This window comes from Acinetobacter sp. CIP 51.11, from assembly GCF_000369665.1.
In the GTDB taxonomy this organism is placed as follows: Bacteria; Pseudomonadota; Gammaproteobacteria; order Pseudomonadales; family Moraxellaceae; genus Acinetobacter; species Acinetobacter lwoffii_S.
Window position 1 is genome coordinate 1,590,545 of record NZ_KB850129.1, and the last position, 26,695, is coordinate 1,617,239.

Annotated in this window: 28 protein-coding genes and 4 tRNA genes; 23 read left to right on the top strand and 9 right to left on the bottom strand. The window is 44.3% G+C overall.

Translation table 11 applies throughout. The features are described from left to right. Positions 1-5: 5 nt before the first annotated feature. Positions 6-1,058 carry a 23S rRNA pseudouridine(1911/1915/1917) synthase RluD gene (gene rluD / locus F894_RS11320; protein ID WP_005247740.1) on the bottom strand — a complete coding sequence of 351 codons (1,053 nt, stop codon included), beginning with the start codon at positions 1,056-1,058 and terminating at the stop codon, positions 6-8. A gap of 71 nt (positions 1,059-1,129) precedes the next feature. On the opposite strand from rluD, the gene F894_RS11325 reads away from it, so the two are divergent. Both F894_RS11325 and F894_RS11330 read left to right on the top strand, forming a co-directional pair. Next, positions 1,130-2,095: an outer membrane protein assembly factor BamD gene (locus tag F894_RS11325; protein WP_005247742.1), complete on the top strand. Its 966-nt coding sequence runs from the start codon at positions 1,130-1,132 to the stop codon at positions 2,093-2,095. 224 nt (positions 2,096-2,319) lie between these two features. Next, positions 2,320-4,242, top strand: a complete 1,923-nt coding sequence (locus F894_RS11330) for a DNA primase (protein WP_005247743.1) — start codon at positions 2,320-2,322, stop codon at positions 4,240-4,242. Between the two features lie 140 nt (positions 4,243-4,382). Here the strand turns inward: F894_RS11330 and hemA are convergent, their stop codons facing one another. After that, positions 4,383-5,672 (bottom strand): glutamyl-tRNA reductase, encoded by a 1,290-nt coding sequence (gene hemA, locus F894_RS11335; RefSeq protein ID WP_005247745.1) that lies wholly within the window; start codon positions 5,670-5,672, stop codon positions 4,383-4,385. Between the two features lie 79 nt (positions 5,673-5,751). Between hemA and F894_RS11340 the strand changes: the two genes are divergently transcribed. The 11 genes from F894_RS11340 (at position 5,752) to panD (ending at position 11,847) form a co-directional block, all read left to right on the top strand. Beyond that, positions 5,752-7,464 carry a tetratricopeptide repeat protein gene (locus F894_RS11340; protein ID WP_034438493.1) on the top strand — a complete coding sequence of 571 codons (1,713 nt, stop codon included), beginning with the start codon at positions 5,752-5,754 and terminating at the stop codon, positions 7,462-7,464. 7 nt (positions 7,465-7,471) lie between these two features. Next, entirely contained in the window at positions 7,472-8,050 is a 579-nt protein-coding gene (gene lolB / locus F894_RS11345) for a lipoprotein insertase outer membrane protein LolB (RefSeq protein ID WP_005247750.1), read from the top strand. 21 nt (positions 8,051-8,071) lie between these two features. Continuing rightward, complete coding sequence (gene ispE / locus F894_RS11350; protein WP_171065041.1) at positions 8,072-8,899, top strand: 4-(cytidine 5'-diphospho)-2-C-methyl-D-erythritol kinase; 828 nt, start codon at positions 8,072-8,074, stop codon at positions 8,897-8,899. Between the two features lie 2 nt (positions 8,900-8,901). Next, positions 8,902-8,976 (top strand) — tRNA-Gln (locus F894_RS11355). A gap of 26 nt (positions 8,977-9,002) precedes the next feature. Continuing rightward, positions 9,003-9,077: transfer RNA gene (locus F894_RS11360), tRNA-Gln, on the top strand. 18 nt (positions 9,078-9,095) lie between these two features. Continuing rightward, positions 9,096-9,170, top strand: a tRNA-Gln gene (locus F894_RS11365). A gap of 92 nt (positions 9,171-9,262) precedes the next feature. Next, positions 9,263-9,337: transfer RNA gene (locus F894_RS11370), tRNA-Gln, on the top strand. Between the two features lie 36 nt (positions 9,338-9,373). Continuing rightward, positions 9,374-10,327 (top strand): ribose-phosphate pyrophosphokinase, encoded by a 954-nt coding sequence (locus F894_RS11375; protein ID WP_005103975.1) that lies wholly within the window; start codon positions 9,374-9,376, stop codon positions 10,325-10,327. Between the two features lie 98 nt (positions 10,328-10,425). After that, positions 10,426-10,722, top strand: coding sequence for a 50S ribosomal protein L25 (gene rplY / locus F894_RS11380; protein ID WP_004645781.1), 297 nt, complete (start codon positions 10,426-10,428; stop codon positions 10,720-10,722). A gap of 18 nt (positions 10,723-10,740) precedes the next feature. Then, positions 10,741-11,322, top strand: coding sequence for an aminoacyl-tRNA hydrolase (pth, locus tag F894_RS11385; protein WP_004645783.1), 582 nt, complete (start codon positions 10,741-10,743; stop codon positions 11,320-11,322). Positions 11,323-11,466: 144 nt separating this feature from the next. Continuing rightward, on the top strand, positions 11,467-11,847 hold the full coding sequence (gene panD / locus F894_RS11390) for an aspartate 1-decarboxylase (RefSeq protein WP_004280606.1): 381 nt from the start codon (positions 11,467-11,469) through the stop codon (positions 11,845-11,847). Positions 11,848-11,915: 68 nt separating this feature from the next. On the opposite strand, the gene F894_RS11395 is transcribed toward panD, so the two are convergent. From F894_RS11395 to F894_RS11410, 4 genes are all read right to left on the bottom strand, one after another. Beyond that, on the bottom strand, positions 11,916-12,482 hold the full coding sequence (locus tag F894_RS11395; RefSeq protein ID WP_034438495.1) for a GDYXXLXY domain-containing protein: 567 nt from the start codon (positions 12,480-12,482) through the stop codon (positions 11,916-11,918). Beyond that, a complete protein-coding gene (locus F894_RS11400; protein WP_005247756.1) occupies positions 12,482-14,287 on the bottom strand; it encodes a DUF2157 domain-containing protein in 1,806 nt (601 codons plus the stop codon). The genes F894_RS11395 and F894_RS11400 overlap by 1 nt, the downstream gene beginning before the upstream one ends. 90 nt (positions 14,288-14,377) lie before the next feature. Next, the gene (locus tag F894_RS11405) at positions 14,378-14,989 is read right to left on the bottom strand and encodes a LysE family translocator (RefSeq protein ID WP_005247758.1); all 612 of its coding nucleotides are present in this window, start codon (positions 14,987-14,989) and stop codon (positions 14,378-14,380) included. 45 nt (positions 14,990-15,034) lie between these two features. Beyond that, positions 15,035-15,520, bottom strand: a complete 486-nt coding sequence (locus F894_RS11410; RefSeq protein ID WP_005252584.1) for a DUF1289 domain-containing protein — start codon at positions 15,518-15,520, stop codon at positions 15,035-15,037. A gap of 189 nt (positions 15,521-15,709) precedes the next feature. Between F894_RS11410 and F894_RS11415 the strand changes: the two genes are divergently transcribed. The 4 genes from F894_RS11415 to F894_RS11430 all read left to right on the top strand — a co-directional run bounded on the left by F894_RS11415 (position 15,710) and on the right by F894_RS11430 (position 18,295). Next, entirely contained in the window at positions 15,710-16,642 is a 933-nt protein-coding gene (locus F894_RS11415) for an oxygen-dependent tRNA uridine(34) hydroxylase TrhO (protein WP_005247760.1), read from the top strand. A 206-nt stretch (positions 16,643-16,848) separates the two neighbouring features. After that, the gene (locus tag F894_RS11420) at positions 16,849-17,127 is read left to right on the top strand and encodes an FUSC family protein (protein ID WP_005247762.1); all 279 of its coding nucleotides are present in this window, start codon (positions 16,849-16,851) and stop codon (positions 17,125-17,127) included. Between the two features lie 87 nt (positions 17,128-17,214). Beyond that, positions 17,215-17,832 carry a DedA family protein gene (locus F894_RS11425; protein WP_004645790.1) on the top strand — a complete coding sequence of 206 codons (618 nt, stop codon included), beginning with the start codon at positions 17,215-17,217 and terminating at the stop codon, positions 17,830-17,832. A gap of 28 nt (positions 17,833-17,860) precedes the next feature. Beyond that, positions 17,861-18,295: an ABZJ_00895 family protein gene (locus F894_RS11430; RefSeq protein ID WP_005247764.1), complete on the top strand. Its 435-nt coding sequence runs from the start codon at positions 17,861-17,863 to the stop codon at positions 18,293-18,295. Positions 18,296-18,356: 61 nt separating this feature from the next. Here F894_RS11430 and F894_RS11435 read toward each other — a convergent pair whose 3' ends face one another. Together F894_RS11435 and F894_RS11440 are read right to left on the bottom strand one after the other, a co-directional pair. Next, positions 18,357-18,881, bottom strand: coding sequence for a YecA/YgfB family protein (locus F894_RS11435; protein WP_004280621.1), 525 nt, complete (start codon positions 18,879-18,881; stop codon positions 18,357-18,359). A gap of 71 nt (positions 18,882-18,952) precedes the next feature. Further along, the gene (locus F894_RS11440; RefSeq protein ID WP_004280622.1) at positions 18,953-19,159 is read right to left on the bottom strand and encodes a PA3496 family putative envelope integrity protein; all 207 of its coding nucleotides are present in this window, start codon (positions 19,157-19,159) and stop codon (positions 18,953-18,955) included. 351 nt (positions 19,160-19,510) lie between these two features. Between F894_RS11440 and rpoD the strand changes: the two genes are divergently transcribed. From rpoD to F894_RS11470, 6 genes are all read left to right on the top strand, one after another. Further along, entirely contained in the window at positions 19,511-21,442 is a 1,932-nt protein-coding gene (gene rpoD, locus F894_RS11445) for an RNA polymerase sigma factor RpoD (RefSeq protein WP_228128822.1), read from the top strand. Positions 21,443-21,555: 113 nt separating this feature from the next. Continuing rightward, on the top strand, positions 21,556-21,843 hold the full coding sequence (locus F894_RS11450; RefSeq protein ID WP_004280625.1) for a YbeD family protein: 288 nt from the start codon (positions 21,556-21,558) through the stop codon (positions 21,841-21,843). Positions 21,844-21,994: 151 nt separating this feature from the next. After that, positions 21,995-22,654: a lipoyl(octanoyl) transferase LipB gene (lipB, locus tag F894_RS11455; protein WP_005247769.1), complete on the top strand. Its 660-nt coding sequence runs from the start codon at positions 21,995-21,997 to the stop codon at positions 22,652-22,654. A 74-nt stretch (positions 22,655-22,728) separates the two neighbouring features. Further along, positions 22,729-23,262, top strand: a complete 534-nt coding sequence (locus F894_RS11460) for a hypothetical protein (RefSeq protein WP_005247771.1) — start codon at positions 22,729-22,731, stop codon at positions 23,260-23,262. A 1-nt stretch (position 23,263) separates the two neighbouring features. Then, entirely contained in the window at positions 23,264-24,448 is a 1,185-nt protein-coding gene (locus F894_RS11465; protein ID WP_005247773.1) for an iron-containing alcohol dehydrogenase, read from the top strand. Positions 24,449-24,715: 267 nt separating this feature from the next. Further along, on the top strand, positions 24,716-26,107 hold the full coding sequence (locus F894_RS11470) for an APC family permease (protein ID WP_004280630.1): 1,392 nt from the start codon (positions 24,716-24,718) through the stop codon (positions 26,105-26,107). Positions 26,108-26,175: 68 nt separating this feature from the next. Here F894_RS11470 and F894_RS11475 read toward each other — a convergent pair whose 3' ends face one another. After that, on the bottom strand, positions 26,176-26,658 hold the full coding sequence (locus tag F894_RS11475; RefSeq protein ID WP_005247774.1) for a hypothetical protein: 483 nt from the start codon (positions 26,656-26,658) through the stop codon (positions 26,176-26,178). Positions 26,659-26,695 lie beyond the last annotated feature (37 nt).

Genomic DNA, 26,695 nt, shown 5'->3' on the forward strand with positions numbered 1-26,695 from the left:
AAAGATTAATAGGCTTTGTTTTCGGTACGCAGTACTTCAACCAGATTGGCAAAGTCTTCCGGCCACGGCGCTTCAAAGGTCATTTCTTCTTTGGTACGCGGATGGGTCAGACCAAGTTTCGCTGCATGTAAGGCCTGGCGTTTAAAGCCACGTAAAGTGTCATCCAGCAATTGTGATGCACCTGCAGGCATACGGACACGTGGCATATACACCTGATCGCCCACCAAGCCAAAACCGATATAGCTGAAATGTACACGAATCTGATGAGTACGTCCGGTTTCCAGACGGGCTTGAACACGGGTAAAATGCTGGAAACGCTCTTTGACGTTGTAATGCGTCACGGCATCTTTACCGCCTGGAAGTACAGTCATTTTCACACGATCTACCGGATGGCGTTTAATCGGCTCATCAATGATACCGCCAGCAATAATATTGCCGTAAACCACCAGATCATACAGACGATATACTGATTTCTTCTCAAGCTGTTTGCTTAAGGCAAATTGTGCTTCCAGATTTTTGGCGACGACTAACAGACCGCTGGTGTCTTTATCGATACGATGTACCAGACCTGCACGCGCCAGTTCAGCCGATTTCGGATAGTGATGCAATAAAGCATTCACCAAGGTGCCAGAACTATTGCCAGCGCCCGGATGTACCACCATACCGACTGGTTTGTTGATGACCATAATGTCATCATCTTCATAGATGATGTCCAGTGGAATATCTTCCGGCAGACTGCGCGTTTGCGCTTCAAGCTCAACATTTAAAGTCAGGGTTTCAAAACCATCACTTTTAAATTTCGGCTTAACCGGTTGACCATTCACCAATAAATTGCCATCTTTAATCCATTGCTTTAATTTTTCTCGAGAAAAATCGCTCCAGACCATTGCGGCAATCTGGTCGATCCGTTGCCCGATATAAGTTTCATCCAGTTGAAATTGCAACGATAAACGTGTTGCAGTTGCTTCTGAAGTATGGTTATCTGCATCCTCAGAATCTTCAAGTAAATTGAAATCAGTATCAGGGATATTAGAATTGGAAGATTGTGCTTGACTCATTTGCTCATTCAGACAAAAGTGGTTTAATAGTGCAATTGTAGCTCATTGCCCGTATTAACAGAGGAATTTTTATGTCGCTACCACATTATAAAATGACAATGCTTGCTGTGACATTAGGCATTGCATCGGCAATGGTAGGCTGTAGCAGTAATCCAAAAAAAGAAGTCGTGGATAAAGGTCCGGAATCTAGCGAACAGGTTTATATTCAAAAAGCACAGAAAGCGCTAGATCGTAATCAATATACCGATGCAGCAAAACAGTTGGAAGCGCTGGAAACTTATTTCCCGACCAGTCAGTATGCCTCGCAAGCGCAACTGGAACTGTTGTATGTGAAATTTCAGCAAAAAGATTATGAAGGTGCGGTCGCACTGGCAGAGCGTTTTATCCGTCTGAACCCTCAACATCCAAATGTCGACTATGCCTACTATGTACGCGGTGTCTCAAATATGGAACAGAACTATAACGGCCTGCTGCGTTATACCTCGCTGAAACAGTCGCATCGTGATGTCAGCTACCTGAAAGTGGCTTACCAGAATTTTGTTGATTTCATTCGCCGCTATCCATCTAGCACTTATGCAGTGGATGCAGCACAGCGTATGCAGTTTATCGGTCAGGAACTGGCTGAGCATGAAATGAACGCAGCACGTTTCAACATCAAGCGTAAGGCTTATCTGGCAGCAGTTGAACGTGGCTTGTGGGTGATTGAACATTATCCTCAAACTCCGCAGATTCCAGAAGCACTGGCAACGGTTGCTTATGGCTATGCTCAGCTAGGTGATAAAGCGACTTCTCAGCAATATGTGGATGTATTAAAGCTGAATTATCCGAATCTGGTGAAATCAGATGGGACGGTGAATCTGCGTGCAGCGCGTAGTGAAGGCAGCTTCTTTAACCGCGCGACACTGGGTATTTTTGGTAAAGAAGCCAAGACTGTAACCGACACCGATGCACAGTCTGATGCGCCAGAAAATGAAAAGCGCAGCATCACCAATCGCATTTCATTTGGTTTGCTGGATCGTCCTAAAACGGCTGAATAAAGCTAAAGAAGGCCGGCAGCATCAGCAAATAAGACAGCGCTTTACAGGTGCATTTTCCTCAAGGGCAAGGTATCATACCTGCCCTTTTGCGTTGTCTTGCCCAGGCTTGAACAAAACGTGCAAAAGGTATACAAAGGAACTTGAAATATTCAATGTCCACTAGACTATTTTCATTTTTTCAGTGATTTAGACCTTAGATTCCAGCACGAGAAGCTCAGCAGACCATGGCCATTCCTCAACATACGATTGATCAGATTCTCGATCGCACCGATATTGTCGATGTGATTGGTCAATTCGTAAAACTGAAAAAAACAGGCCGTACCTATTCAGGCTGCTGCCCTTTTCATCAGGAAAAATCACCGTCTTTTCACGTCTATCGTGACAAACAGTATTTTCACTGTTTTGGCTGTCAGGCCAACGGCAATGCCATCCGTTTTTTAATGGATATTGGCAGCCGTAATTTCGTCGAAGTGATGAAAGACCTGTCCAGTCAGACCGGCATCGAACTACCTAAAGACAATACCGATTCCAATAAATTAAAATATAAACGTGAAGCAGCCAAACCTAAAATTGCGCCTGCTCAAGCGGTACCACAAGCTCAGCCACAACAAAATAACGCCCCAACAGAAAATAATAATGCTGCATCTACGGCGAGTTTTGACCCATTTGCAGAGTTTCAGGCATCCGAACAGGATTTTTATGGTGACCCTTTTGCTTCTTTTGAACACCTGCCGATGGCAGAATTTCAGCAAGACGGTAATCTCTACGATCTGCTGGAAAATATCGCGCAGTTCTATGAGCGCCAACTCCCAAATAGCCCGAGTGCCCAGCAATACTTCAAGCAGCGTGGTCTGACTGCAGAGACCATTGCCTATTGGCGCTTAGGCTATGCGCCTGAAGACTGGCAACATCTGGAAAAAGCCTTTCCTCAGGATATTGAGGGCTTAAAACTTTTAGGTCTGATTCGCACCAGCGACAGTGGCCGTGATTTTGACCTGCTGCGTGAACGAGTCATTTTCCCGATCCGTGATACCAAGGGCCGTGTGGTCGGCTTTGGCGGCCGTGCCCTGAATGACGAGATCAAGCCGAAATACATCAACTCGCCAGATTCTGAAGTCTTCCATAAAAACCAGTTGCTGTACGGCCTCTATGAGGGCCGCAAACAGAAAGCCCAAGAATGGCTGATGGTCGAAGGCTATATGGATGTGATTGCGCTTCAGCAATATGGCATTCATGGCGCAGTGGCGACTTTAGGCACAGCGAGTAATACCGACCACCTGAATATTCTGTTCAAGCAGAGCAACCGGCTGACCATTGCCTTTGATGGGGATGCTGCCGGTCAAAAAGCAGCGCGCCGTACCTTGGACATTGCCCTGCCCCTGCTGAATGATGGCCGAGAGCTGAAGTTCTTTGTTTTGCCCGCTGACCATGACCCAGATTCATTGATCCGCCGTGAAGGGATAGAAAACTTCAGACGCTTGCTGGATCAGGCACCGTTGATGTCGGACTTCGTGTTTGCCCATCTGACCCAAAATCAGGATATCACCACCCCAGAAGGCAAGAGTCAGGTTATGGGTGAACTAAAAAATCTGACCGAGTTACTGCCCAAACACGGTTCCTTCCGTTATCTGCTGCAGCAATTTTTCCGTGAAAAACTGGGCTTTAACCGTAAATGGCAACCTAAGGTCAATACAGATGCCTCCTTAAGCTTTAGCACCAAAATTGATGCTGAAGAATATGTGATTGCGATCTTGATGAATCATCCTTATCTGTATATTCATTTTGAACCGCTGCGCGCGCTAGTAGCGGAAGATCAGTTGCTGTTTAAGATTTTGAATATTCTGAATGTGATTTTTGATGACTTGCCGGATGTTCCTGAACTGTCGATCTATTATGTGCTCGGTGCCTGCGCAGCCCATCATCATGAACTGCAGAATATTTTGCAGCATGCCAATGTCAGCGATTACACCTCATCGCCGGAACAGGCCGATAAGCTCGCGGCTGATTTTTCAACCAAACTGCAATATCAGTGTTTAAAAAACAAGATTAAGTCCAAGAAATTTAGCAGCATTGCTGAAATGAAAAACCTGAAAATGCAGATTTATGAGATTGATCGCAAACGCTCGATGACCCTGTTAGAAGACTGATTTTTCAAATTATTGATTCTTTTGAATCAAAGTAAGTCGGTGCTAGCTCACATTATTATTTATAATTTTCTCAAATAATCAGGCTGGGTTTTTATCTTGAAGTACCAATCAGCACAGAACCAAGCTTCTCATCATGCTGATTAAAACGAATGCCTGGATTTACGACGCTTCGCGACTACATTGCCCAGTTCTTCCTGTAACAGCTCAAAATAGGTAGGATCTTCCGCTTTGGCCGCCTCACGCAGCACAATAGAAGTTGGATGCAACAGTTTTTGGGTTAAACGATGTGAAAACTCGGCCAGTACCGTTTCCGCCTTTTCGCCCTTGGCAATACGCTGCATTGCCAGTGACAATTCTTCCTGACGTAATGTTTCCCCGTGGTCACGATAGGCATGAATGGTCGCCCCGGCCTGTTTGACCTTTTGCTGGGTCATCAGTTCTGTAGCCAGCTGATTGACCATGATCTCAGCCTCAACAGCCGCTTGACGGCGCTGTGCCAGATTTTCCTCAATCACGCTTTGCAGGTCATCGACCCCATACAGATAAACCCCGTCCAGGCTTTCTACTTTGGCATCAATATCGCGTGGCACTGCCAGATCGACCAGCAGCATCTGCTGGTAACGGCGTTTCTTTAATGCTGCCTTGATATCAGGATAGTGAATCACCTGATGCAAACTGCCGGTACAACTGGAAATGACATCGGCACGATGCAGATTTTCTGCAAGCTGATCAAAATCTATAATTTCGACTTCAACTCGATGTGCAATTTCCTGTGCCAGAATATCCGCACGCTCGCGGGTACGGTTACAGATAATAATCTTGCCCACCCCCATCTCTGCGAGGTGTTTGGCCACCAGACTGTTCATCTCTCCAGCTGCCACCACCATAATGGTCAGCTTGTCCGGGTGACTAAACACTTGCAAGGCAAGTTGTGCTACCGCATAGCCCATCGAGACCGCATGACTACCGACAGCCGTTTCCGAACGCACACGTTTAGCGGCATAAAAAGCATATTCAAAAATGCGGTTCAGGTTTTGCGAAACGGTATGAGAGTCTTTGGCCAGAGAAAGTGCGGTTTTGACCTGCCCCAGAATTTGTGGTTCACCTAGCATCAGTGAATCCAGACCACTGGCAACACGCATCAGATGCGTCACCGCTTGAGCATTTTCATAACGATAGACATGATGTTGCAGTTGTTTGACATCCACCCCATTTTTCTGGGCGAGCCAGTTCAGCACCATGTCAGCATTGTCAGACATGGCGTAAACTTCGGTCCGGTTACATGTAGACACCACCACCATGTCGTTCAGTTCAGGGTGTTGGCTTTGCTCGGCAAGAATGGCACTTAACTTTTCAGGGTTAAACGCCACTTGTTCGCGCAGTTCTACAGAGGCAGTTTGATGGTTGACACCCAATGCAAAGAAAGACATATCAGGTCATCATTTCACTAAATTTATGCTATTGTGCAACATCGGTGTCATAAAAAGCATTACTTGGATCAATAAAAAATTGCGTCAAACAATTAGCCGTATCAACGGCCCTACAATTAAGCAATATTCTACCACATTCCTACTGGTGGGTAGCATGGCTTCGACTGCACATCTCTATGCAGCGGAAGCAGTTTACCATGCAAATCAAAATTATGATGCGATAAAACAAAGTATGATGGCTGAGTTTGCCATCGCTGCACATGACATTCCGACTGCTTTGCACAACTATACGGTGCTGGCAATCAAGAGCAATTCCACTTCAGTCAAGCAGCGTGCACTGAATGTCGCGCTGGAACATGATGACCTGCAGGCAGCACTAGATATCTCCACGCACTGGGTGGTACAAGAGCCACAAGACGTCCCTGCTTTATTTTATTTATCACATATTGCCCTTAAAGCGCATGAATATGAGCTGGCTGCTGAGACCTTAGAAAAAATCCTGCAAATTGATGACAGTGCCGATCTGGAAGAAATTCTTGCCGGAATTTCACCGGAAGGCACCGAGGATCGTACTTATCTGATTCAGGCTTTAAGCACTACCAAAGCCAAGGACAATCCGTCTATTCTGGTGCTGGTAGCCGGTCTGGAAGCACAAAATGGTCAGCTCGAACAGGCTCTAAATACAGTTAACCGCGCCTTAAAAAAACGTCCGAATGCGACCGGCTATATTTTGATGAAAGCCAATCTGCTCAATGCACTCGGCGATACTCAGGCGACACTGCAATGGTATGAAAAATCCAGCCGTAAACACCGCAATAATCTGGATGTACGTCTGGCGGAAGTCAAATATCTGGTCAAGCTGAACGAAGCGACTTTGGCGCTGAAAAAACTGCAAGACATTCTAAAAAAATGGCCGACTGCCGAAGAAGCCCTGTTTATTGCCGGACTGACCAGTATTGACTTGGAAGAATACGAGAAAGCCGAAAAATATCTGGTCGAACTGCGTTATTCTGCACAATATCAGAACGAAGCCTATTATTATCTGGCGGTCAATGCAGAACGCAAACAGCATTATGAAACGGCGAAAGCCTATTATCGTCTGGTCGATGGCAGTCTGTACACGGTCTCGCGCCGTAACATGATTTCGATTTTTGCCCAGCAGGATAAACTGCATGATGCACTGCGTTTCCTGACTCAGGAACGGGTCAATTATCCACAACATGCCAGCTTTTTGTATCTGGCTCAGGCGGATATCTTGACGCGTATGCAGAATAAAAAAGCCGCTATTCGCCTGCTGGAAGAAGCCAGCAAAAACCTGCCAGATGATCCAGAACTGGTCTATGCACAAGTCCTGTTGCTGGATCCGCATCAGGATCGTAATAAGCTGGATGAATTACTCAGCACTTTACTCAAAATTGAACCAAACAGTCCAACCTATCTGAATGCCTATGCCTATACCCTGGCAATGCAGAATCGCCGTCTGGAAGAAGCACGCCATTATGTTGAACAGGCACTGGAATATGCACCGGAACAGGCATCCATTCTGGATACCTATGGTTATATCTGTTATTTACAGAATGACTTTGCCACGGCTGCGGACGTATTATACAAAGCCTATCAATTGAATCCGAATGTGAAGATTGGGGTACGTTATGCCCGTTCCTTGTACATGAAAGGTGATCTACAACACTTCCACCAAGTGTTACAACAATTACAACAAAACCATCCAAATGACCCAGAATTGAAACAACTTAATTCGCTATTGTTAGCACCACAAACCAAAACGAGTTAATTAATTTATGCGCAATTTGAGCCAATTGGGCTGCTGTGCCTTTGCAGCCACTGCTTTATTTTTAACTGGATGTCAGCAGATGATCAAGCCACAAGCGCCTGCCACCCCGTCTGTACAGGCAGAGAATCAATTTCAGCTGCAAGGTAAAATTGGCGTTCGCACCCCTCAACAGACTGGCAGCGCATTCTTTACTTGGGTACAACAGCAGGAAGAATTCGATATTGAACTCAGCGGTATCTTAGGCGTCGGTAAAACCCAGATTTCTGGCACACCGGGACAAGTGACTTTAAACAGCGCAAAAACCGGTGTGATTCAGGCAGCCAGTGCCGAGGAATTACTGCAACGCGCAACAGGCTGGCAAGCGCCGATCAGTTATTTAGTCGATTGGGTACAAGCCAGCCCTGCCACCACGGCTGCCAAATTACAAAAAGACGATGCGCAGCGAATCAGCCAGATTATCGAACAGGGCTGGACGGTCGATCTCAATTATAATGCGCAGGCCAAAATGCCAAACCGCTTGATTTTAAAGCAGTCACTTGGAAATGGCGTGGAAAACCGTATTACAATGATCATTGAAAACCGTTAATTGACCTGATTCCAGCCCATGATAATTCGTGTTCCTTCGCCTGCTAAACTGAATTTGTTTTTACATATCACCGGTCGCCGTGAAAATGGCTATCATGAGCTGCAAAGTATTTTTCAGCTGATTGACCTGTATGACTGGCTGGAGTTTGAACCAAGCGCCGATGATGCGGTTCAGATTGAAGGTCTGGCCTCCGTCGATCTGCAACAGAATCTAATCTATCGGGCGATACAGTTGTTGAAGCCTTATGCCCAAACGCCGTGCGGACTAAAAATTCGTCTGGAAAAAAATATCCCGATGGGTGCAGGTCTTGGCGGTGGCTCTTCCAATGCCGCGACGACCCTGATTGTGATAAACCAGCTCTGGCAGTGCGGTTTAAATGTTGAGCAACTGGCAGATCTCGGGGTTAAACTGGGTGCAGATGTGCCGATATTTGTGCATGGTAAAAATGCCTGGGCTGAAGGCATTGGTGAACACTTAACATTCATAGACTTAGATCAAAAAAAATTCATTGTGTTAAAACCTGATTGTTTTATCAGCACTCAACTGCTTTTTTCGCAAAAAGCATTGACAAGAGAGACGAAGAGCACTAAATTTTGCGCCTATCAGGAAACGCCATCTGATTTTGGAAATAACTTTGAGCCACTGGCAAGAAGCTTATATCTCGAAGTCGATGAAGCAATGCAATATCTCGACCAGTTCGGAAAAGCAAAGCTTACAGGTACAGGTGCTTGTGTGTTTATTGAAGTCACTGAAAATCTGAATATCGAAGATATTCTTGCAAATGCACCATGTAAAGCTTACCTGGTCAACAGTTTACAAGAATCACCTTTAGTTCAGTTTAAAGTGTAGATAGGGGTATCGCCAAGTGGTAAGGCACCGGGTTTTGATCTCGGCATCCGTTGGTTCGAATCCAGCTACCCCTGCCATTTTTCACCTGTAGATGTACTGTATTAGGGGTATCGCCAAGTGGTAAGGCACCGGGTTTTGATCTCGGCATCCGTTGGTTCGAATCCAGCTACCCCTGCCATCTTACAGTCATCAAATTAGGGGCGTCGCCAAGTGGTAAGGCACCGGGTTTTGATCTCGGCATCCGTTGGTTCGAATCCAGCCGCCCCTGCCATTTTCTCGAAAAAAGACAGAACACTCATTTGCTGTAAGACTGTTAATTTACCTTGACACTTTACCGCAAAAATATTAAAGTTCTGCCGCATTAGGGGTATCGCCAAGTGGTAAGGCACCGGGTTTTGATCTCGGCATCCGTTGGTTCGAATCCAGCTACCCCTGCCATCTATTCCCATATATCCCAACCGCCAAGGGTGCTTCATGCCCAATCTTGTCGTTTTTAGTGGATCTGCGCATCCACAATTCGCTCAAAAAGTCGTAAGTCACTTACATATTCCTCTAGGCGCTGCCTCTGTAGGTCAGTTCTCTGACGGTGAAATTGCTGTCGAGATTACTGAAAACGTTCGTGGTAAAGACGTATTTATCGTACAACCTACTTGTGCCCCAACTAATGATAACCTGATGGAAATCTTGGTGATGGCTGATGCTTTGCGTCGTGCAAGTGCGGGTCGTATTACTGCCGTGATTCCTTATTTTGGTTATGCTCGTCAAGACCGTCGTCCACGTTCAGCACGTGTTCCAATTACTGCAAAAGTTGTAGCAGACATGCTCACTACTGTAGGCGTTGACCGTGTTGTAATGATCGACTTGCACGCTGACCAGATTCAAGGTTTCTTTGATATTCCTGTAGACAACATCTACGGTACACCAGCGCTACTTGCTGACTTGCGTCAACAATCGCATCATAACCTGATGGTGGTTTCACCTGACGTTGGCGGTGTCGTGCGTGCACGTGCTGTTGCAAAACAAATGGGCGATATCGATCTTGCAATCATCGATAAGCGTCGTCAAAAAGCGAATGAATCACAAGTGATGCATTTGATTGGCGATGTAAAAGATCGTGATTGTGTCATCGTTGATGACATGGTAGATACTGCTGGTACGTTATGCAAAGCTGCTGATGCATTGAAAACTTTCGGTGCTCGCAAGGTTGTTGCGTATGCAACGCATCCAGTACTTTCTGGTAAAGCACTTGAAAACTTAAAGAATTCTGTGATTGATGAACTGGTTGTGACTGATACCATTCCTCTTTCTGATGAAGCTTTAGCTCTGGGCAAGATTCGCCAGGTTTCAGTAGCCAGCATGGTTGCCGAAACGATTCGTCGTATTAACAACGAAGAATCTATTAGCGCAATGTTCGATTCTTATCTATAATAGAGCGCTGAATTTCCAAAGCCCTGCCATTTGGTAGGGCTTTTACTCACCAGACTGGTCGCAAGTCTGGTTCATTTAACTTAAATAGGATGTCTATCATGGCAAACTTCGTATTAAACGCAGCAGCACGTGAAGAAGCAGTTCAAGGGAAAGGTGCGAGCCGCCGCCTTCGTCTTCAAGCTAAAGTTCCTGCAATCATCTACGGTGGTGAAGCTGCTCCTGTAGCAATTACTGTTGAGCTTCGTCAGCTTGTTAAATTCTTAGAAAACAATTCATTCTTTGAAGAAGTTATCGAAATTGATGTAGACGGTAAAGTTGAAAGCGTGAAAATCCAAGCGTTACAACGTCACCCAGCTAAAAACACACCAATGCACGCTGACTTCAAACGCGCATAAGTGTTAATGGTGTAATTAGTGTCAAATATTTCACTGATTGTTGGTTTGGGTAACCCAGGTTCTGAGTATGCCCAAACCCGCCATAATGCAGGCTTCTGGTTTGTAGAACGCCTCGCAGACCAATATGGCATTACCCTCAAAAAAGACCCAAAATTCAATGGATTTAGCGGTCGTGGCAATATCGAAGGTCAAGACGTCCGTCTTCTTCTACCGACAACCTTTATGAACCTTTCCGGTAAAAGTGTTGTTCCTTTCGCCAAATTCTACAATATCGCACCTGAATCGATCCTGATTGCCCATGATGAACTAGACATGAATCCTGGTGTCATTCGCCTGAAAACTGGCGGTGGTCACGGTGGTCATAATGGTCTACGCGATATCGTTCCGCATATTGGTTCAAACTTCCATCGCCTGCGTATTGGAATTGGTCATCCTGGTGCCAAAGACCGTGTTTCCGGTCATGTGCTCAGTAAAGCACCTAGCAGCGAACAGAACTTAATGGATGATGCGATTTCCCATGCCCTCGCCCGCACAAAAATGCTGGTGAACGGTGAAGTACAGCAAGCCATGAATCAAATCAACGCATATAAGCCGAACTAAACATTCAAAAATTGCTGGACAATTCCGCTTGCCAGAAAGTTTATTTAAGCGCAAAATGCGTTTGCTCGATTGTTCACCATACAGCAAGCAAGATTGATTTAACCAAATGATCAAACTCTTAGGTCAACTCAGGGGACGCTAGCCATGCTATCTCGTTTATTAAAATGCAAAATTCACCGCGCTCACGTTACACATGCAGAACTACACTATGAAGGTTCATGTGCAATTGATGGCGTTTTGATGGATTTGGCTGGCATTCGTGAATACGAAGAAATTCATGTGTGGAACGTGACCAATGGTAAACGTTTTGCAACTTATGCAATTCGTGGCGAAGACAATTCAGGCATCATCTCAGTCAATGGTGGCGCTGCGCATCAGGCCGATGTAGGCGATATCGTGATTATTGCAACCTTTGGCGATTTCACTGAAGCTGAAGCGAATGCCCATCAGCCTCGCTTGGTTTATGCTAACCCAAACAATACAGTCAGCCACACTGCCAACTGTATTCCGGTACAAGTCGCATAAGCTGATCAGACCAGATACCGAAAAGCTCGCACATCGCGGGCTTTTTTAATACCCGAATATTGACCTATTTAACTGCCCTCTCGCCAGCTTTTAGAGCTTTCACAGTTTAAAGGTTTCAATTGTTGATCCAGCAAATCAAATAACAAGGCCTCACCATTTTCCTTCACTTTCAGCTCTACAAATTTGGCGTTACGATAACACGGCTCCAGCCCCTCGGCGAACATGAAACTGTTGGCAGCAGGATACAAAGCCTCAAAAGTATTGCGTGGGTTTTTCAGCATTAATCGGGCTGAACGTTCCGATTGATTGAGTGCACTTCGATCAAAACTGGTTTTAATAACTCTGCGCTGCTGATCCAGCTGCACATAACTCATTACATGTGATTGATTTTTAAAATCTTCAATCTTTATGTCAGAAACAGGCTGTTCGGAACCATTCCCCGCTGCCACTGCGCTAAAATGCAGATCATAGTTCAGTACCATATAATCCCCTTGCAGGATCGAACGCGGATCGACTGGTGCCAACTCGACAAAGATACTGTCGCTTTTGGCCAGATGCCATTCATGCTGGACAATTAAACCTACGAATAAAGCAATACTAAAAATACTAAGATGCAGTGCCATAAACTTTTTCATCATGAGACCACTCCTGCTTTCAGCTGGAACTTCGGTGAACTCAACACATAAGCCAAAAGCAACACCAGCACACCTGAGGCAAAAATACTGACACTTTTAAATAAAAAACTTAGTCCCAGATTGTAATACAGCAGCCATAACCAGAAGATCAGTAGCAAAATGGTCAAGGCTTGCATCAATCGTTGTTGATTCACCATGGCCCAAGCCATAAACACTAAAATGATAAAAATTTCAAAGTAACCCAATGCAATCAGCAGAATTCCCGCAGCAGGAATGAGCCAGAGTTGAATTCGTGAAAATTGCTTGAGATGAATCCCGACAAAACTCAATAGCCAGAAAGCTGGCAAAATATAGAAAATAATGGCTTCATCTATACCGCGTGGCTGCAATTGCTGAGCCACACCAAATTGCAGTAAACATTGAAAAATAGCCGTCACCACCAAAATACTAATCATCCATAAATTCATGCTTTTGGCATAAGCTGAAGCGAGCCAGTATCTCGCAGTAAGCAAAGCTCCTGTCAGAATGCTGTAATTCAGCAGCATGATCCACGTCAGCAGGCGCTGATCCTGAAAAAATGCATGTTGGTCGACCAGAACTGCAATTCCCAGTATATGTGCAAGTAACAACTGCAACAGCACCACCAGCCAATGCATACGACTCATGATAGTCAGCAGCGTAATGCCGACTTGTATCAGCCAAATCAGTAATAGGCTCTCTGTGAGTAATTGGGTATGAATCAATACCGCGGCCTGACCGCACACCCACAAACAATAAGCCAATTGCCGCAGAAAAACTGAGGGCTTGCTACGAATCAACCACCAGGCGACTGCGATAAAAATGACTCCCATCAGAATCGAAAAATTTCCCCAATAGGTCAGCAACAGCATGGCCAAGATCACACCAGCAATCCATGCGCCCAGAGCCAATGGAATGACCGAAAATCGGCTCTTGGGCAACAGCTTGATCAGCAAACCTGTAATAGCTGCAAACCAACTGAATATCAACAAAGCCAATACCAATAAGCCGGCGGCAGAATCCTGTAAATATTGCTCAGTGAGATCAAAAATCAGAATACTAAAACTCAGTGCCAGGCCAGCAACCAGTAAGCTGGTTTCAAGCTGTTGCTTTCGGGTATAGAAATAAGCACTGAATAAAATAGGCAGAACCAGCACCGAAGCCAAATACCAGATCGAATCCGAGTCGACAAACCGGAACATACTCACTACCGAAATGAGCACCACGACGGCGATAAACAGATAGCGCAAAACCGGATAATAACGTAAGGCATAGATCATACTTAGCCCAGTCAAAAGATTCAGACTGAGCAGATAAAGAGTTTCAGCACGCACCAGCCAAAAGCTTTGTTTAAAATAAAAATAGAGTGCTAACTGGCTGACCACACAAAATAATGCAAAGATCCCAATATTCGGCCGATACAGCCAAGGCAGCAACAGCAAAGCCCAAAGCAGAAATAACTGATAACTGTCAGCACCAGTCTGATAAATCTGTCCAATCACGGCCAGACTTAAGCCCAGCATTAGACCCGATACAGTATCCAGACTTTGTCTTAACTTTTCCCGCGCAGTGAAACGCACACTCAGCAATGCTGAACCCAGCAATAAAATTTGAGGAATAAACAGCTGGACAAATTTGGGCAACATCCACCAGTTTGCTGCCAGCAGATACACGATACTGACAGCGATCAGCGCCAGCCCAATGATTTGAAGAATTTGAATCACAGCAGGTTGAATAAATAACAGCGGGGAAAATGGACGATCTGGCGATGGTACTGTTCTGGACATGCTAATCTGTTCAATTTTTATTTGATTTCACCTTAGCATGATTTTTGCAGGATATGCTAGGCAGGAACAGTCCAAGTACGCTGTACATTTTTAAATCAGGATTTGATAAATCCCATAAATGGCAATGATAAACAAAATCATGCCGCACAATGCCAGCAAATGTGGATAGAGCCGAGAATGGGATAAGCGGTTAAAACCTAAATACACCACAGACAAAGTCAAAAAATCCAGGATGATCCAGCTCAAAGTCAAAATGATTAAACTTAAATCAAGATCAGGAGTAATCCCGATAAACTGCGGGAAAAAAGCCGCAAAGAAAATAATGTCCTTCGGATTAGAAATACCAACCAAAAAACCTTGTCGAAAACCACCATGCACAGGAACTAGATTCTCCTGAGCTTGCTCCTGCTGCTTAAAAATAACTTCACGGAAAATCTGCCAGCCCAGATAGCCAATATATAAACAGCCCAGCAGCTTGATCGCATCCAGCCATTGCGCATTAATGACCAACAAACCTTTTAGACTCAATACCGATAAGGCAATTAACACCAGAGAGGCGAAATTGGTACCAAAAATGGTTCTTAAAGCCGCCGCATAACCACCTTTTAAACCGGCACTGGCCACCAGCAACATCACTGGGCCAGGTGTAGCGATCATCACCACAACAGCCAGACAATATAAGAAATATTCACTAATATTCATGCTATTCCCTCAGCTATTGTTGTTTTTGTGTATAAAAAAGAGGACTTAATCCTCCTCTTGTATATGAATCAGATGCTGACTGATGCCATCTGCCCGCAGAAAAGCCAGATCATAGCTAGCGGTGGCCAAGGCCAAGATCCGGCGCTCAAACTCGTCCCAGAGCGGACGCACCTGCTTATAATGGATGCCTAAACCACTATCGTCGGTAAAATGCCGATTTTTTTCACACAGCTTTAAAGCATGATACAGCTTGCGCCCTTTGGAAGCATCATCACGCAAGCGCACCCGTTTCGACAGCACAAAGGCCTGCACTTTGACAAGATCGGCATGCGGTAACAATGGCACCAGAATCTGATCCAGCTGTGCATCTAGTCGCTGCCACACAGCTCGATGCTGCTCAGCACTATACGTATTCCAGTGAATCACTTCATGATTAAAACGGCGACAACCACGACATACCGCATCACCAAATACGGTCGAGCAACGCCCTGCACATGGGGTTAAAGACGCAATACGACGATCTGAACTCAAAACACACTCCAAAGATACTGCAACTTTCAGTATCTGCATCACTGCACAAAATCCTGGGCCGGGCATGACTATACACGCTCTCTCCCATGAATTGAAGCCTGTTAAAAGACTTGCGTTTTACTCGCTTATTCACTCGAATCAAGCTAAAATATGCGCCTTTCAAATTATCATGCTACGTTGGAGTATTCCATGAACGCTACTGTAGAACAGCTTGCACCTGTAGAACAGCAAGCGACGACTGGTTGGGTTGTTGCCGCACTTTATCAATTCAAAGAAGTTCAAGATCCTGCCGATCTTCAGCAACGTCTTCTGGACCTGGTAAAATCCATCAACCTTTGCGGTACTCTAATTGTGGCAGGTGAAGGCATTAACGGTACGGTTGCAGGCGACCGTGCATCGATTGATCAAATGCACCAGTTCCTTCTGAATGAAGGTTTTAACGAAATGGAATACAAAGAATCTGACAGTTCTGAAAAACCATTCCGTAAAATGAAAATTAAATTAAAAAAAGAAATCGTGACTTTAGGCGTGGAAGTGAAACCGCGTGATTTAGTCGGTCACTATCTTGATCCAAAAGAATGGAACGAACTGATTGCACGTGATGACGTGATTCTGGTTGATACCCGTAACGATTACGAATACAAAGCAGGTACGTTCAAAGGCGCGATTGATCCGAAAACTGAAAGCTTCCGCGAATTCCCTGAATACGTGAAAAATAATCTGGAACAGCACAAAGACAAGAAAATTGCCATGTTCTGTACTGGCGGTATTCGTTGTGAAAAATCCACTTCACTTCTTCTACAAGAAGGTTTTACCGAAGTGTATCACCTGAAAGGCGGCATTCTAAAATACCTGGAAGAAACCCCGGCTGAAGAAAGCATGTGGGAAGGTGAATGCTTCGTGTTTGATGGTCGTACTGCCGTAACGCACGGTGTTGAAGAAGGCCAAAATACCAAGTGTCATGCGTGTGGCTGGCCTTTACTTCCAGAAGAAGTTACCCTCCCAAGTTATGAACATGGTGTCTCTTGTGTGTACTGTATTGACAAAACCTCGGAGAAACAAAAAGAAGGTTTCCGTATGCGTCAATCACAAATTTTAGCAGCAAAACGCAAACGCCTCTAATTTGGCCTTTTGTAATGAAATATATAAAAACCCTCTTCGGAGGGTTTTTTGTTTACATAAAAATCACAACAGCAATAAAACTCTTACCAATTCCTTACCAAGAACCTCATTTCTTTCCAAACAAGATTGTTAGTCTAATGATACGGTGATTTACAAGCTAAGTCTTTCATTATTAAATGAAATTTTTAAGTGAAAAGGAATATAAAATGGCAGGCTCACTTACTCGAGATTCAGACAATCTGGTTCAATTTCAACCAAAAGAAAATATAAAGTTGCAACGGCTTCATCAAATTTCTGAAGAGCTTGAACAGCAATCACATCTGTTCGTCGTTATCTTGGGAACCGTTATTGGCGCGATCTTGGCGCTTTTCATTGGTTACCATATCAATACCAGCATCATGCATTTTATCCTGCTAAGTATTTTGCCGATTTGCTTGGCCTATTTCTTACGTAAAGTTTATATTTATACCCTGACGCATAGCTAATTCTGCCTGATCATTTATATTCCAAGACTTTACCGCACAAAAAATACTGCTTAGGATACAGGCAGTATTTTTTATTTTGCCAATCATATGAATCTGACCGAATGGATTATTTCCGTTATGGAGCAACTGGGCTACTGGGGCATTGCTCTGCTCATGTTCCTGGATAATGTCTTCCCGCCAATCCCTTCCGAAATTATTATGCCTTCCGCGGGCTATTCAGCCTCTCAGGGCGAGTTAATACTCGTCGGGGTAATCATGTCCGGCTGTATCGGCTCCCTGCTGGCAGCCGCCTTGCTGTACTGGATTGGCTATAAATTTAACCGTGATTCTATTTTTAAATTTGTCGATCGTTATGGCAAATATTTATTTATTAAATCAGAAGATGTAAAAAAATCATTGAGTTGGTTTGAGCATTATGGTCACCGGATTGTGTTCTTTGGCCGCATGATTCCTGCGGTTCGCTCGCTGATCAGCATTCCTGCTGGCATGAGTCATATGCCCTTCTGGAAATTTATGTTTTATAGCGCACTTGGAACCATCATCTGGACCACATTTTTGGCGTGTGTCGGATTTTATTTTGGCGAAAACCAGCATTTGATGCAGCAAATTTTCAGTAAAGTCAGTTATGTGATTATTGCCATTGTTGTGGTAATTATTATCTGGATTTTCTACCGTAGACAGCAGCGTAAAAATCGTCCATCCTGAGGGAAGATGCCTTAAGGAGATTAAAACGATGTCGCATTATCTAAAATATTTTGCCACCGTTTATCTGACCTTGGTTCTATTGGTAGGCATACTCATCTATGTATTCAATCTGGGCGCCATTCTGCTGATTCCTGCCCTGATTGCTTCTGCCTTTCTCAGTGCCCGATACTTTGTTAAGAAAGAACTTCGTTTGCCGACTCAGCAAGAGAAAAGCAAACTGGTCTGGGGCTCTACTATCATTGCTATGACATTCGGGTTTATCTTTTTAGTAGTGGTCATCTGGATGAACCCGCAGACAGATGAGATTTATAGAACCATCACCTATACAGGAAGAGGAACAAATTCATTCCTGGTGACTGCAAGTATTGCCTTACATGCCTTACTGTTTCATATCGCCTACAATGCTTATGCACGCTATAGTCTGGCGAAGCGTACAGGCTTGAAAGAAAATAGGGTCGAGTAGATCTCAAAGATGCAAAAAGGCCAAAGCTAAAAAAAGCACCCTGCGGTGCTTTTTTTATGAATTATTCTGGAGTGTGATACATCAGATACAATTCATTTAAGTTTTCTGGAATTTCTTCTGCAAGTTCATCCATTAACTGACCATTGCGACGGAAAGTTTCCATTTGTGGATCTTCATCATCAATGCCACTAAAGACCATGATTGGCAGAGTTAAATCCACCAGTTGCTCTTCAAATTCTTCAGTAAACCAAGCGTCTTCGTTCAGGAACATGGCATCTACAAAGCCCACACTCCAGTCACCCAGGCTTGATTCAGTGTCTGCTTCTTCAATTTCAAACGGGAATGTAATCCCTTCTTCATTGGCTAAGCTTTGACGAATAGACTCTAACCATGCTTGCACCTGAGTGATGATTTCTGCAGGCACTTTCTTTTGATTACTATCAAAAAGTTCGTCTAACCATTTGTCGAATTTTGGGCCTACTGCAATAGCACATAAGAAACCATGGGTTGCCGCGAAATCTAGACCATGTTCATTTTGGTCACCATCTAGATATTCACTCAACAGGTCTAAATCTAAAGCACTCATCTAACATCCAAACTTAGAAAACCGAAAGGTTTAGCATAGCATTTATTCAGACTATGCTAAATCCGAATTCGTTAATCTTCGTCATCAAAATCGTCGTCATCGTCGAAGTCATAGTCAAAATCTTTGAGTTCGCGCTCTAAACGACGTTGGGTCAGTAGATCATCGATCAGACGACGTTTTTCCAACGACTCTTTAGCACTGAGCTTGCTAGAAGCCTCATCGAAATTAACATCATCTTCACCGAAGTTATCATCTAGTTCAAAATCTGTAGAAGACACTAAAACTTCCTCATGAGTGAAAAATGTAAAAGGATTTAAGCGCTATTTATCGTGCCTAAAATAACAAGTCAAGTTTTATTTGGATTTTCGTATTTTTAATTTGTAATTAGGGGTTTTTTCTGTCTCAATTGTGTGCCATGATATAATCCACCCTGCGTCCTTATGTTTTTTGATTCTCCTTTTTTGAGTCATAAACAGACACGCATGGGATGAACTTGAAAACAACAAATTCACCCCCATCTTAAATTACTGAATTTCATTTTAAATATTTTATCAGACAGCTTTCATGCTGAGTTCTCTGATGAAATATATAGGCTATTCACTAAATTTAACGAGCTTAAATCGTGCAGCATTGTACGGTTTTTTACTGCCACAGATTCAACGAAGAGTAAGCAAAAGATGAGCGATATGACTTCCCCTACTTCTCAAGTAGCGGCTCTGATTAGCCGAGGCAAAGAACAAGGTTATTTAACCTTCGCTGAGGTTAACGATCATCTGCCGGACTCCATCACAGAAAGCGAGCAGATTGAAGACATCATTCAGATGCTGAATGACGTTGGTATTCCGGTACATGATCGCGCGCCTGAATCTGATGATACGATGTTCGAAGATACTGCAGAAGCGGCGGATGAAGTTGCAGAAGAAGAAGCTGCAGCCGTACTTGCCTCGGTAGAAAACGAGCCAGGTCGTACCACTGACCCTGTACGTATGTATATGCGTGAGATGGGTACAGTAGAACTTCTGACTCGTGAAGGCGAAATCAGCATCGCAAAACGCATCGAAGAAGGTATTCGTGATGTTTTGCACTCGATTGCTTACTGGCCGAATGCGGTAGAAGTGGTACTGCAAGAATACAAAGATTATGAGGCGGGCGAACGCCGTCTTGCTGACCTTTTATCAGGTTATTTAGATCCTGAATCAGATGAAGAAATTCCTGAAGTTCTAGAAGAAGTTGTTCTGGCTGAAGATGAGACTGACTCGAAAAAATCGACCAAAGATGTAAAACTGGACGATGATGAAGAGGAAGAAGAAGCAGATTCTGATGATGAATCAGAAGCAGATTCTGGTCCAGATCCTGAAATTGCTAAAGCGCGTTTTACTGAACTGGAAAATGCGTGGCTGAATACCAAAGCAACTATTGAAAAACATGGTCGTGACAGCAAACAGGCTGAAGAAGCTTTGCAGGCACTTGCAACTGTATTCATGATGTTCAAATTTACCCCGCGTCTATTTGATATCATTTCTGAAATGATTCGTGGTACCCATGATCAAATTCGTGGTGCAGAACGTGAAGTGATGCGTTATGCAGTACGTCGTGGCCGTATGGATCGCACCCAGTTCCGTACCAGCTTCCCGGGCCAAGAATCGAATCCAGCCTGGTTAGATGAGCAGATCGCAAAAACACCTGCAGACCAGAAAGCTTATCTGGAAAAAGTACGTCCAGACGTATTGGCCTTCCAGCAAAAAATTGCCGATATCGAGAAAGAGCTTGGCCTTGATGTAAAAGGCATTAAAGACATTGCCAAACGTATGGCCGTCGGTGAAGCCAAAGCACGTCGTGCCAAGAAAGAAATGGTTGAAGCGAACTTGCGTCTGGTAATTTCGATTGCGAAGAAATATACCAACCGTGGCTTGCAATTCCTGGATCTGATTCAGGAAGGTAACATCGGTCTGATGAAAGCCGTAGACAAGTTTGAATACCGTCGTGGTTATAAATTCTCGACTTATGCGACCTGGTGGATTCGTCAGGCGATTACCCGTTCGATCGCGGATCAGGCACGTACCATTCGTATTCCGGTACACATGATTGAAACGATCAACAAGATCAACCGTGTATCTCGTCAGCTTCTACAGGAAATGGGTCGTGAACCGACTCCTGAAGAACTGGGCGAACGTCTGGAAATGGACGAAGTTAAAGTACGTAAAGTACTGAAAATCGCCAAAGAACCAATTTCGATGGAAACACCGATCGGTGATGATGAAGATTCACATCTGGGTGACTTCATTGAAGACAGCAACATCACTTCACCAATTGATGCGGCAACGTCTGAAGGCCTGAAAGAAGCGACACGTGAAGTTCTGGAAAACCTGACTGAACGTGAAGCCAAAGTCCTGAAAATGCGTTTTGGTATCGACATGCCGACAGACCATACTTTGGAAGAAGTGGGCAAACAGTTTGACGTAACACGTGAACGTATTCGTCAGATTGAAGCGAAAGCGCTGCGTAAACTTCGCCATCCATCGCGTTCAGAACACTTACGTTCATTCCTTGAGAATGATTAAGATTTGATGCTTATTCTGGAGACTTGAAATTTGATCATCAGTCTCCATTTAAGTAGCCAAGACAAACCCAAACGCCTGCATGATTGCAGGCGTTTCAAATCAGGGGGACTACCATGTTAGACCGTACACCATCTCGTGAACTTCAAGAACATCTTTGGGTTTTCCCTATGGATTATCCGATTAAACTGATTGGCCTTGCGGGCGATGAATTGCGTCATGCTGTCATCGACATTTTTCTGAAACATTTTCCAGATTTTGAAGGTGATAGCGTCAGTATTACGCCATCACGTACTGGAAAATACCATTCCATTACCGCACAACTGCGCTTTTTGGAACTGGAACAGGTTCATGCAGTATATGCAGATTTGGCCGCTTGCCCGCTAATTAAAACAGCACTGTAATCGAAAATGCAAAAGACACGCTTCCGGGCGTGTTTTTTTTATGCCTATACAGCGCTAAGATACCCATGAAATATTGCTGATCTCACCCCTATTTCATGCCGAAATCATTATAATTATGACCAGTTTTTTATAATTACCAAGGACACTTCCTGTGACTGATGTGCTGCAAAAGCCCGAGCTGATCATTCGTCAATATCACGACCTCACACCTTATGAAGATCGTTTTCTGGAAATGAAAACATTTACGGAAACCCGTGATGAACATAGCCCGGATCAATTGTGGATTTTGCAACATCAGGATGTACTGACTCAAGGTCAGGCAGGAAAACCGGAACATATTCTAATGCCGAGCAATATCCCGGTGATTCAGACCGATCGTGGTGGTCAGGTGACCTGGCATGGTCCCGGTCAATTGGTGGCTTACTTCATGTTTGACTTGAATCGTCTGGGCTGGAATGTGCGCACCCTGGTGTCTTATGCTGAAAACCTGATGATTGATTTGCTAAAAAAATATGGCATTGATGCCTATGCCAAACCGGATGCACCGGGGGTTTATGTGGCTGAACGCAAAATCGGCTCACTCGGTTTTAAAATTCGCAAAGGCCGAAGCTACCATGGTTTGTCCCTAAATCTGGATTGTGACCTAAGCGGATTCAATACCATTAACCCTTGTGGATATGCGGGACTGGAAATGGTACGCATGAGTGACTTGATCGAACAACCACCCCAGTTTAGCCAGTTGTGCACTGAAATTATTGAAACTTTGCGCCACAGCGGGTACTTTAAGCAAATAACTGTCGAGCAAAGATAAAGCCTTTGCATTTCAACCCCAAATAAATTAGAGTATTTACTCTAAACTAATAATATTGAGATAGGGATCATCACGTGATTGCGACTAAATCCGTAAAACCCGCTTTGCAGCTTGCCTATGTCAAACTCATGATGGATGTGATTGGCCGAGGTCTGGTCATGGCAAGTCAGGTGGATGAAGAAATCAAACAGGAAGTGGCCCATTTTCCAGAAAATTTTACTCTTTCCATGAAAGTCTTTCCGCATGGCCCGGCCTTTGTGGCGCGGGTCACTGAGGACAAACAGCTGGAACTGGTCAAAAATCTGGAAAAAGCACCTGATTTGATCATTACCTTTAAACATCTGCACCATGCCTTTTTGGTATTTTCTTTTCAGGAAAGTACCTCTCAAGCTTTTGCCAATGATCGTATGATTGCTGATGGCGACATTTCCAATGCCATTCGTCTGGTACGCTGCCTGAATAAAATGGAAGCGCTGATTTTGCCGAAAATGGTGGCACAACTGGCAGTGAAAGAATATCCAATCAATCTGAGCCTAAAAGAAAAACTAAGCGAAGCGAGCAGTATTTATCTAAAAATCGCTCAATCCTATTTGAAACGGAGTGTATAACATGGCTAAACCTTATTATGAATTTTTCTGTCCGGTCAAAGTGATTGCCGGTCATGCCGCGTTAGAACATATTCCGTTTGAACTTGCGACTTTGGGGGCCAAACGTCCGCTCATCATTACTGACAAAGGCGTCCGTGCCAACAATTTGCTGGCACCGATTGAAGCTGCATTTGAAATAGCGGATGCTGCAATTGTAGCGATTTTTGATGACGTCCCACCCGACTCTAGCTTGGGTACAGTGCGCAGTGCGGCAAAGCTGTATCGCGAAAATCATTGCGACGCGATCATTGCTGTGGGCGGAGGTTCAGTCATTGATACCTCTAAGGCAACCAATATTCTGGTATCGGAAGGCGGTGATGACCTGCTGAAATATTCGGGTGCACATAACTTGCCTAAACCGCTGAAACCGTTCTTTGTGATTCCAACCACATCTGGTACAGGTTCAGAAGTGACCATGGTCGCTGTCGTGTCGGACACTGAAAAGAACGTCAAAATGCCGTTCGCCTCTTATTATCTGATGCCGCATGCTGCGATTCTGGATCCCCGCATGACCCAGACCTTGCCGCCACATTTAACCGCCATGACCGCAATGGATGCTATGACCCATGCGGTCGAAGCTTATACCTGCATGGCAGCCAATCCGATTTCGGATGCTTATGCCACCGCCGCAGTCAAAAAGATCAGTACCCACCTATTTAATGTGCTGGATAACCCTTCCGATGCACAAGGCCGTCTGGAGCTGGCACAGGCATCGACCATGGCGGGAATTGCATTTTCCAACTCGATGGTTGGCATTGTGCATTCACTGGGGCACTCATTGGGTGCAGTGGTACACCTGCCGCATGGTTTATGCATGAACTTATTCCTGCCTTATGTGCTGGAATACAACAAAGAGGTCAATGGCGATAAAATCGCAGATCTGCTCCTGCCTTTGGCGGGTGCCGATATTTATGCACAAACGCCGGCGCATCTACGTGCTGACAAAACTATTGCAACGATTCTGACCATGCGTGACCGGATTTACAGTCTCACCAAATTACCGCGCACATTACGTGAAACCGGTAAGATTTCTGAAGCCCAGCTCGATGAAGTGGCAGAGAAAGCCCTGAATGATGGTTCCATCATTTATAACCCGAAAGAAGCTACCCTGGAAGATTTAAAATCTATCTTAAAAAAGGCTTGGTAATTACTGAAAAATAAGCCAATATAGCCGAAATTCCAGCCTGATGTTTTTTTAAACATCAGGCTTTTATCTTGCATAAGAAAAAATTCGATTTCTATTTTTGAATGGCACATTTTATGCAGGACAAAAGTCAAAAAAATAGCTAGCAAAAGCCGTTCTTTTCAAGTAGATTGGCGGACTTTTATAGAAAACTGTAGGGGGGATCGTTCGTCTCAAACGATCCTTATAAATATGACTGATCCTTGATCAACGATTAAGAGGATAACGCCGTTGACTAATATCTCTGGGACTCAATCGGCAGCTAAACTGCAAAAAACGCTGGGACTCTGGCACATCATTATTATTGGTTTAGCTTATATTCAACCCATGACCTTGTTTGATACATTTGGTCTGGTATCTGAAGAAAGTAACTTCCACGTTCCTACCTCTTACATTTTTGCACTGATTGCAATTTTGTTAACCTCCTTGAGCTATGGTCATATGATTCGTCGCTACCCTTCTTCGGGTTCGGCCTATACCTATGCGCAAAAATCCATCCACCCGAACGTAGGTTTCATGGTGGGTTGGTCATCCTTGCTGGATTACCTGTTATCGCCAATGGTCAATATCATCCTGGCGGTGATTTATCTGGAAGCACTTTTCCCAGACATGAACCATTGGGTTTGGGTCATTGGTTTAACCGCCTTTATGACCGCGATTAACCTTCGTGGTGCGAGATTTGTTGCCAACTTCAACAGTATGATTGTATTCGTACAATTGGGCGTCATTGCATACTTCACCTGGATGGTTTACCAACTTCTGGAAGGTGGCGTAAATGCAGACGGCACACTGGTCGATGCAAAGTACCAACTGTGGAGTTTAGAGCCATTCTGGAATGAGTTTACTTCTGTTGCTGCCCTGATTACCGGTGCAACCTTACTGTGCTTCTCATTCACAGGTTTTGACTCCTTAAGTTCTCTTGCTGAAGAAACTAAAGATACCGAAAAAACCTTACCTAAAGCGATTTTCTTGACTGCATTATTGGCAGGTATCATCTTCATCATCAGTACTTACTTCATGCAGATCTTCTTCCCGAATGATCCAAAAACTTACTTTGAAGATATCGCTGCAACACAGCCTGATATTTTACAAGCTGTCGGTGGCGTGGCGTTTAAAACAGTCGTACTTTACTTCGCAATTGTGACAGTCATGGCTTCTGGTATTTCAGCACATGCGGGTGTATCTCGTCTGATGTACGTGATGGGTCGTGATGGCGTAATCAACAAGAAGATCTTCGGTCATATTAGTCCGAAAAACTACACACCTTCATACAACATCCTGATCGCTGGTGCAGTGGCTTTAACCGCTGGCTTTATGGATCTTGATTTTGTGGTGTCATTGATCAGCTTTGGTGCCTTAACGGCATTCAGTTTCGTCAACTTGTCGGTGATTTCACGTTATGCATTGCGTGATGGTCGTACCAAGAGTGCCAAAGAGATCATGAACTTTGTCGTGGTTCCTTTACTTGGCTTCATTTCAGTCTTTGCATTGTGGTTAGAAGTCGATGAAGCTTCGCTTAAATATGGTCTGATCTGGGCATTTGGCGGTATCTTGTACTTGGGTTATAAAACCAAAGGCTTCAAGCACCCAGCTCCTCAGCACAATGAATTTGACGATAAATAATATCTTTTCAATTCAAATAAAAAAGGCGCTTCATGCGCCTTTTTTATGTCTGTCATGTTTTGATTTTACTAACGCAGATAGCAATCAAAACCCATCTGGGTATTAACTCGATTATTTTCATAACCCAGTTTCTCAATAAACAGACTCCGATTAGACAATAACTTTTGCTCTTCCGGACCTAAACGGGCTCTATTCTTGATAGCCAGTTGATACATTTCATCCACGACATCCTGAAAAATGTCACAGACTTCTTCACGCTTGGCTAGCTTTAATTTACGCCCTCGCCAGGTCCATTGAAAATCATCCGAATCCAAGCTCTGCCCCCATTTTTCGATACGCGTATCTAAACGTTTCTGCATGTTGAGCAAACCCTGCTGTATTTCTGCCTGAGTAATAGGCTGAACTTCCTTTGTTGCCGATGTGGCAGCACTGCCCTCTTCCGCATTCACGGAAGCCGCAACAGTTCCAAGACAACATGCGATGACAAGTTTTACTAGAGGCTTCAAAGCTGCACCTTTTGTTATATTTGATAAAGTTATAAATTCAAGCATACAACGAAGTGAAAAGCAGTTTATCTATTTGTTACAC